This is a genomic window from Sphingomonas sp. ABOLH, from assembly GCF_003951715.1.
GTDB lineage: Bacteria > Pseudomonadota > Alphaproteobacteria > Sphingomonadales > Sphingomonadaceae > Sphingomonas > Sphingomonas hankookensis_A.
Genome location: NZ_QQWV01000078.1, coordinates 1 through 5,761 on the forward strand (window position 1 = coordinate 1; position 5,761 = coordinate 5,761).

The 5,761-nt window shown below is 63.8% G+C and carries 5 protein-coding genes and 1 pseudogene; all 6 read left to right on the forward strand.

The genetic code is table 11. The annotated features are described in order from the left end of the window. A pseudogene (locus CA237_RS19810) lies at positions 1 to 476 on the forward strand (hypothetical protein); the annotation flags it as partial. Between the two features lie 1,016 nt (positions 477 to 1,492). Beyond that, on the forward strand, positions 1,493 to 3,313 hold the full coding sequence (locus tag CA237_RS18955; protein WP_231729953.1) for a reverse transcriptase domain-containing protein: 1,821 nt from the start codon (positions 1,493 to 1,495) through the stop codon (positions 3,311 to 3,313). Between the two features lie 89 nt (positions 3,314 to 3,402). After that, entirely contained in the window at positions 3,403 to 3,600 is a 198-nt protein-coding gene (locus CA237_RS18960) for a hypothetical protein (RefSeq protein WP_126015260.1), read from the forward strand. 42 nt (positions 3,601 to 3,642) lie between these two features. Continuing rightward, entirely contained in the window at positions 3,643 to 4,185 is a 543-nt protein-coding gene (locus CA237_RS18965) for a hypothetical protein (RefSeq protein WP_116463091.1), read from the forward strand. Positions 4,186 to 4,361: 176 nt separating this feature from the next. Continuing rightward, positions 4,362 to 4,877, forward strand: coding sequence for a DUF736 domain-containing protein (locus tag CA237_RS18970; protein WP_116732688.1), 516 nt, complete (start codon positions 4,362 to 4,364; stop codon positions 4,875 to 4,877). A 314-nt stretch (positions 4,878 to 5,191) separates the two neighbouring features. Continuing rightward, the gene (locus tag CA237_RS18975; RefSeq protein ID WP_126015262.1) at positions 5,192 to 5,755 is read left to right on the forward strand and encodes a hypothetical protein; all 564 of its coding nucleotides are present in this window, start codon (positions 5,192 to 5,194) and stop codon (positions 5,753 to 5,755) included. Positions 5,756 to 5,761 lie beyond the last annotated feature (6 nt).

The following is a 5,761-nucleotide window of genomic DNA, read 5'->3' on the forward strand; positions in this document are numbered from 1 at the left end:
GCATGATCTCGACCTCACGCAGCTTCCCGATGATCTCCTCAGGCTTGTGCTTCTTGGCAGGCATGCGTCGTCCCTTCCTTGATCCAGACTGTCATAGTCGATGGACCACTCAGAAGGGGGCAGCTCAGTTCCATGACCGGGGCACCACGATCCCCAATGCCAGTGACGGGGTATCACCCACCTTCAACGCCTTCGCCGTGACCGGCCGCGGCCGCCATGTGACCGACAGCCGTCCGCTCGACGAGGCTCACAAGCCGTCCATCCTCGTGCTCCTCATGGACGAGGCCGGGGACGAATCGGCGCATCCCGCACCCTCGCAACGGCCCATGAACGATCGCGAGCTCTCAAGCCTGCTGCGGCGAGCCGCGACCGTGATCGCCGCCCCGGACAGCGAGGTCCGGTCGGGCCGCGAGAGCTTGATCGACATCCTCCAGGCCGAGGCCGCGAAGCGTGACCCACGGGGACAGGAGTCATGACCGGGTCGCGCAGCGACGGCATGCACGTCGCTCACACCGCCGCAGGCTGGATCGTCTTCGACAACAGCAGCACACGACACGGCCGCCTATCGGCACCATGTCCGACGCGGGCCGACGCCATCGCGCGCAAGAAAGCGCTTGCGCGCGCCTTGCGCCACCAACGACACGATGATTCCCGGGACGCCTGACCGAAGGGGAGGGGGATGACGGTGGCTGAACGCTGGCGGTGATCGAGCCGCCCGCAGCCGACGGGAGCCCAACATGCGCAGCATCCTCGCTTTCTACGAGATCGACCGAACCTATGGCGGCCCCGAAGAAGGTGGCTGGTGTGCGCCGTTGTGGCGCGAGAAAGGAGTGCGTCTGATGACGTGATGCTTGTTGGCAATGGCATCTGCCCACCGAGCTTACCGGTGCCCTCGGGCTGAAACTTCGAAAGGAGAACGGGACCATAGCATGCTCGGAAAAGGCCCAAAGTGAATAGTCGCATTGAAGCAACGGGTCAGGGCAAGACGGTTATGGTGAACGCTACACTGCGTGAAGCCCAATCTCTCGCGGCCTAAACCCTTGGCGGCGAGGAAAGCGACTGAAACCCCGCACCGACGCGTCGGGTCCACTCTACCAGCTCGGACCCGAGAAGCGGCCAAGTCCGTACCATCGACTTGACCGGCCAACCTTGTCGGCGTGACCTCCTTCGGAGGACTAGAGATGAAAAGGCCACCTAAGACCGTTAGCTTATCTCCTTTCACGCGTAACTACGGGACCGCCTGTAGCTGGTCGAGTTATCGACCTGTATGGCGGCGGAGCCGCAATATTACCCGAACACCCGGCGTAATTGCCGGGACAGCCCTTGCCTCGGTGAGGGACGGTCGGCCGTATAAGTTCGGGGTGACCCGAGCGAAAGCGCAACCGAGCGGGGGAAGTGCGGCAGCTTCGATCCAGCATCGAACCAGGGCGGAGGTCTGCTGATGCAACCCTGTGCCGCCTTGAAAAGGCTGGAATCACTTGGAACGATTGCCTTGACCGGCAAACGTGTGAACGGTGTGTTCCGACTGCTGCTATCCCGCTCCTTGTGGGTGGAAGCTTTGGGCCGCATCCAACAGAACCGTGGGGCAGAGACCCCCGGCATCGACCGTGAGGCCGTAACCGATCTCGACGAAAGCCGGATCGATGCGGTGATCGCGCAACTCTCGGCGGGCACGTATCGCCCGCAGCCGGTCAGGCGCGTCCACATCCCCAAGACCAACGGTAAAACAAGACCGCTCGGCATCCCGACTGCAACCGACCGACTGGTGCAGGAAGTGGTCAGGATGATCCTGAACGAAGTCTATGAACCGATCTTCTCTGATCGGTCACACGGCTTTCGACGGGGGCGGTCGTGTCACACGGCGCTCGACCATGTCCGCAAGACATGGAAGGGCGTGAAGTGGCTGATCGAAGTCGATGTCGAAGGATACTTCGACAACATCTCTCACGAGAAATTGTTGAGCCTGCTTGAACGTCGCATTGATGATAGGCGGTTTACCGCTCTCATCAGTGCGATGCTGAAGGCAGGGTATCTGGAGCAGCAGCGTTTCCACGAAACCTATAGTGGCACGCCGCAAGGAGGCATCGTCTCGCCTCTGCTCGCGAACGTCTACCTGCACGAGCTTGACCATTATGTGGAAGGGCTCGTCGCTGGCTTCGACAAGGGTGCCCAACGTCGCAAATCGGCGGAATACAGGCACCTTCAGCGCCGTTCCGAGTACGCCCGGAAGCGCGTGGCTGCGCTGCGTGACAAAGGGCAGGTTGATGAAATCCAACCATGGCTGGACCGAATAAAGGAGACGCTCGCGGCGATGCGCAAGCTACCCGCGACGGACCCGTTCGATCCAGACTTTCGACGCCTTCGCTACGTCCGGTACGCCGACGACTTCCTTCTGGGGGTTATCGGCAGCCGGGCCGAGGCCGAAGAGATCAAGGCCGCCATCGAGGGCTTCCTCGCGAGCGAGCTTGAGCTCCGAACGTCCCCGTTGAAAAGCGGGATCCGCGAGGCTCGGAAGGGAGCAAGGTTCCTTGGCTACGACGTGCGCACTCGCACGGCGTCCGACCGGCTCGTCAAACAACGGGCACGGACGGGCATCGTCGCAGTCAAGCGGACGGTGACGGATCAAATTCAGTTGCTGGTCCCGCGCGACAAGGTGCAATCGTTCAGCCAGAGGCACGGCTATGGTCAGTTCGACTTGGGACGGGCTGTGCACCGTCCGGGCCTGCTTCACATGGATGATGCGGAGATCGTCAAGGTCTACAACGCCGAACTTCGCGGCTTTGCAAATTACTATGCCTTGGCCGTGGATGTGAAAGGCGCACTCAACAAGCTCGAGTTTCTCTGGCGCGGTAGTCTGTTCAAGACGCTCGCGCACAAGCATCGGACAAGCCTAATGGCTTCGCTCCGGCGCCTCAGGGTTGGCCCGGGCAGGTACGTAGTGCGTATCGGCGTTGGGAGGGATGAGAGGAGGATCGCGGTTTGGCGACTGGCGGAACTCGATCGTAGGCCGGTGTTCTGGCCGTCGGTCGACAACACGCCTCGCACGGAAGCTCTTCGGTTAAGCAGGACCAACCTGACTGACCGAGTGCTCGCCCAAGCATGCTCCGCATGTGGCGGCACCGATGGACCGTTCCATCTTCACCACAGCAACCCCGTGCGTCGCATGAGGGATGGGCCGGTGTTCCGGAGGCTTCACGCCGAACGGGCCCGGAAGACGAGGCCGCTTTGCGCGCCCTGTCATCAACTCCTTCATGCAGGGAAGCTGCCGGACTTTCGTTCTACAGTGCCCGGAGCGGAGAGCCGGATGCAGTGAAAGTTGCACGTCCGGTTCGGAGGGGGGCAGTGGGGTGTTCTCTCGTAGACGCCACCCTGCCTACCCTACGGTACGATAGCGGCACCTTCGTGCGCGCGATCGCCATCCACTTCGACGACGAGGCCGCGATCGCGGCGCAGCGTCGCGCAAACCGCCTCCTCGAGCGCCTGCAGCGACACAAGCCGGAGGTCTCGTCGGTGATCTACGACGGCGGACGCTACCGCGCCTACACCTTCTCGGGTCTGCCGCCCGAGCGCTTCCCGGCCCAGCGCCCGCTTTATTCCTGACCGCGACCGCGGTCGCCTTCCCCGAACCTGAAGGAAACGGTCATGCACCGCGTCCACTATTACGACACCAGCGCAGCCGCCTACGAAGCGTGCCTCGACGAGAGCCCCTGCATCGTGGAGGGCGATGTCCTCGCCGTCATTTCCGAAGGCGTCATCGGCCTGGCATCGAGCGACCCGCTCGCGGTTACCATCGGCGCCGGAGCGCTGCGCTCGCTCGCGCCGATGTCGTCTGCGGCGATCCTGCGGGAGACGGTCCACGACGCCGACCAGTGGCGGCACGCCGTCGAGCTCGCGCTTGCGCACCATCTGCCGATCGCACCGCATTTCCTGCCCTTCGCCCTGCGGTGCGTGCCGCTCTCCCCGTCACAGACGGTCGTCGCACTCACCCTCGACGATGTGATGATGGCAATCGACGCGATCCGGCACCGGGAGACCCAGCTGACGAAGCGCGCGGCGCTTATCGACGCGGAGAGTTCGCACGGACTGTTTCTGGCGTCTGCCTTGCGCAAACTGGCGACCGCCCGGCGTCACCTCGAGCGCCATCCTCCGGCGACGATCCCGGAACACCCCTGCGGTCCACCGTAACGGCGACACCGTGCCAAGCACGTCGCCCAGGGTCGCTCCAAGGCATCCACCGCCGCGCGATAAGCGCGTCGGTGAGGGGCGCTTGCGCGCCCTGCCCGGCCGAAGGGCCGGGGAGGAGAGAGGGATTGAAGATGGTGTCGAGGACATGGGGTCCAGCCGACACAGGAGACGTTACGATGAACATCGGTCAGATCAAGCAGAACGACGCCGGCATCTTCATGGGCCGCATCTCGACGCTCGCGGTTGCGATGACGATCGCGCTGAAGCCGGTGCAGTCCGCCAACCCGCGCGCGCCGCGCTACGAGATCCACGCGCTGACCCCCGGCCGCACCTGGGTGCAGGTCGGCGCCTTCTTCGAACTCAACTCGAACAACACCGGCGAGGCGTTCCTCAATGGCCGCATCGACGATCCCTCGCTCGCTCAGCCGCTCCAGGTCTCGGCCTTCCGACAGGAGGACGGTTCGTACAACATCGTCTGGCAGCGCGCGCAGAAGCGCCGCGACGTGACCAGCGCGCTCGGCATCAAGTCGGACGAGGATCCCGCTCCGCCGTTCGGCGCCGACGGCTCGAGCGACGACGCCGGGATGAGCGGCAGCGCCGGCGCCGGCGACGACGGCCTCGGCGAAACCACCGCCCCCGTCGAGGAAACCACGCGCCGCAGCCGCGGCAAGCGCGTCACCGAGAACGCCTGATCCCCTCCCGGTGCCGCTCGCTCCCTCGCGGCACCGGCAGACGTCGCAGGCTCCCCCCACTCCCTGCGCGTCACTCGGGCGATGCCTCCCCCGGCATCGCCCTTTTTTTGCTCAAAGGGAGACAGGCATCGAAACGGACCCAAAACCGTCTTGCATCTTCGGCATAACTAGATTCTGCTGCATCAATGACCCTTAATAGAAACAGTCTTTCAACCTTTTAGCCGAAGGGAAGGGGGGTGGCGGTGGATAGCTGGACGAATGGTGCCGAAGGACCGCTCAAGACCAGCGCGCCACGATATCCACGAGGTGCCACCATGGCTGACCGCGTATCTGTCTCAATTTCGATCGGTGGAAGACTTTCCGCTGATCTTCTCGGCGAGCTCATCGAAAAGGCTAACGCCGAAAACCTTTCCACCGAGTGGGACGGCGAGCCTTTCACCGCCAACGACCTACCCGACGGTGAACCACTCGTGCTGCGCGGCCACGAGATCGCAAACGGCAAGATCGACGAGATCGAGGACTTCTGCTGCACGAACGACCTGCCGTTCTGGCGCTGGTCGGGCGGCGCGCCGGGTTCCTTCCCCGCCGAGATCGTCATCTGGAAGGGCGTGGGCGAGCGTCGCGCCTTCACCGCCGACGAAGACGGCCGCCCCGTCCTGACATCCGACGAAGCCGGCGAGATCGCGACCCTCGACGACCTGCGGGAGCATTTCGCCACTGGCGCGTACCTTCCGCCACCCTTCGTGCTGGTTCCCACTGTCAATCGGCGTCCAAAAAGGACCCCCTATCGGCGTCCAAAAGGGACCCCCTTCGTCGAGCAGCGTTACGGGTATGACGGGTGCACCGTTCGCGCTGGTTGCGGCGTAGGGCGGGCGTAGCCCGAC

Coding starts and splice junctions, on each gene's coding strand:
- CA237_RS18965 (WP_116463091.1), top strand. CDS start 3,643: ATGCACCGCGTCCACTATTACGACACCAGCGCAGCCGCCTACGAAGCG.
- CA237_RS18970 (WP_116732688.1), top strand. CDS start 4,362: ATGAACATCGGTCAGATCAAGCAGAACGACGCCGGCATCTTCATGGGC.
- CA237_RS18975 (WP_126015262.1), top strand. CDS start 5,192: ATGGCTGACCGCGTATCTGTCTCAATTTCGATCGGTGGAAGACTTTCC.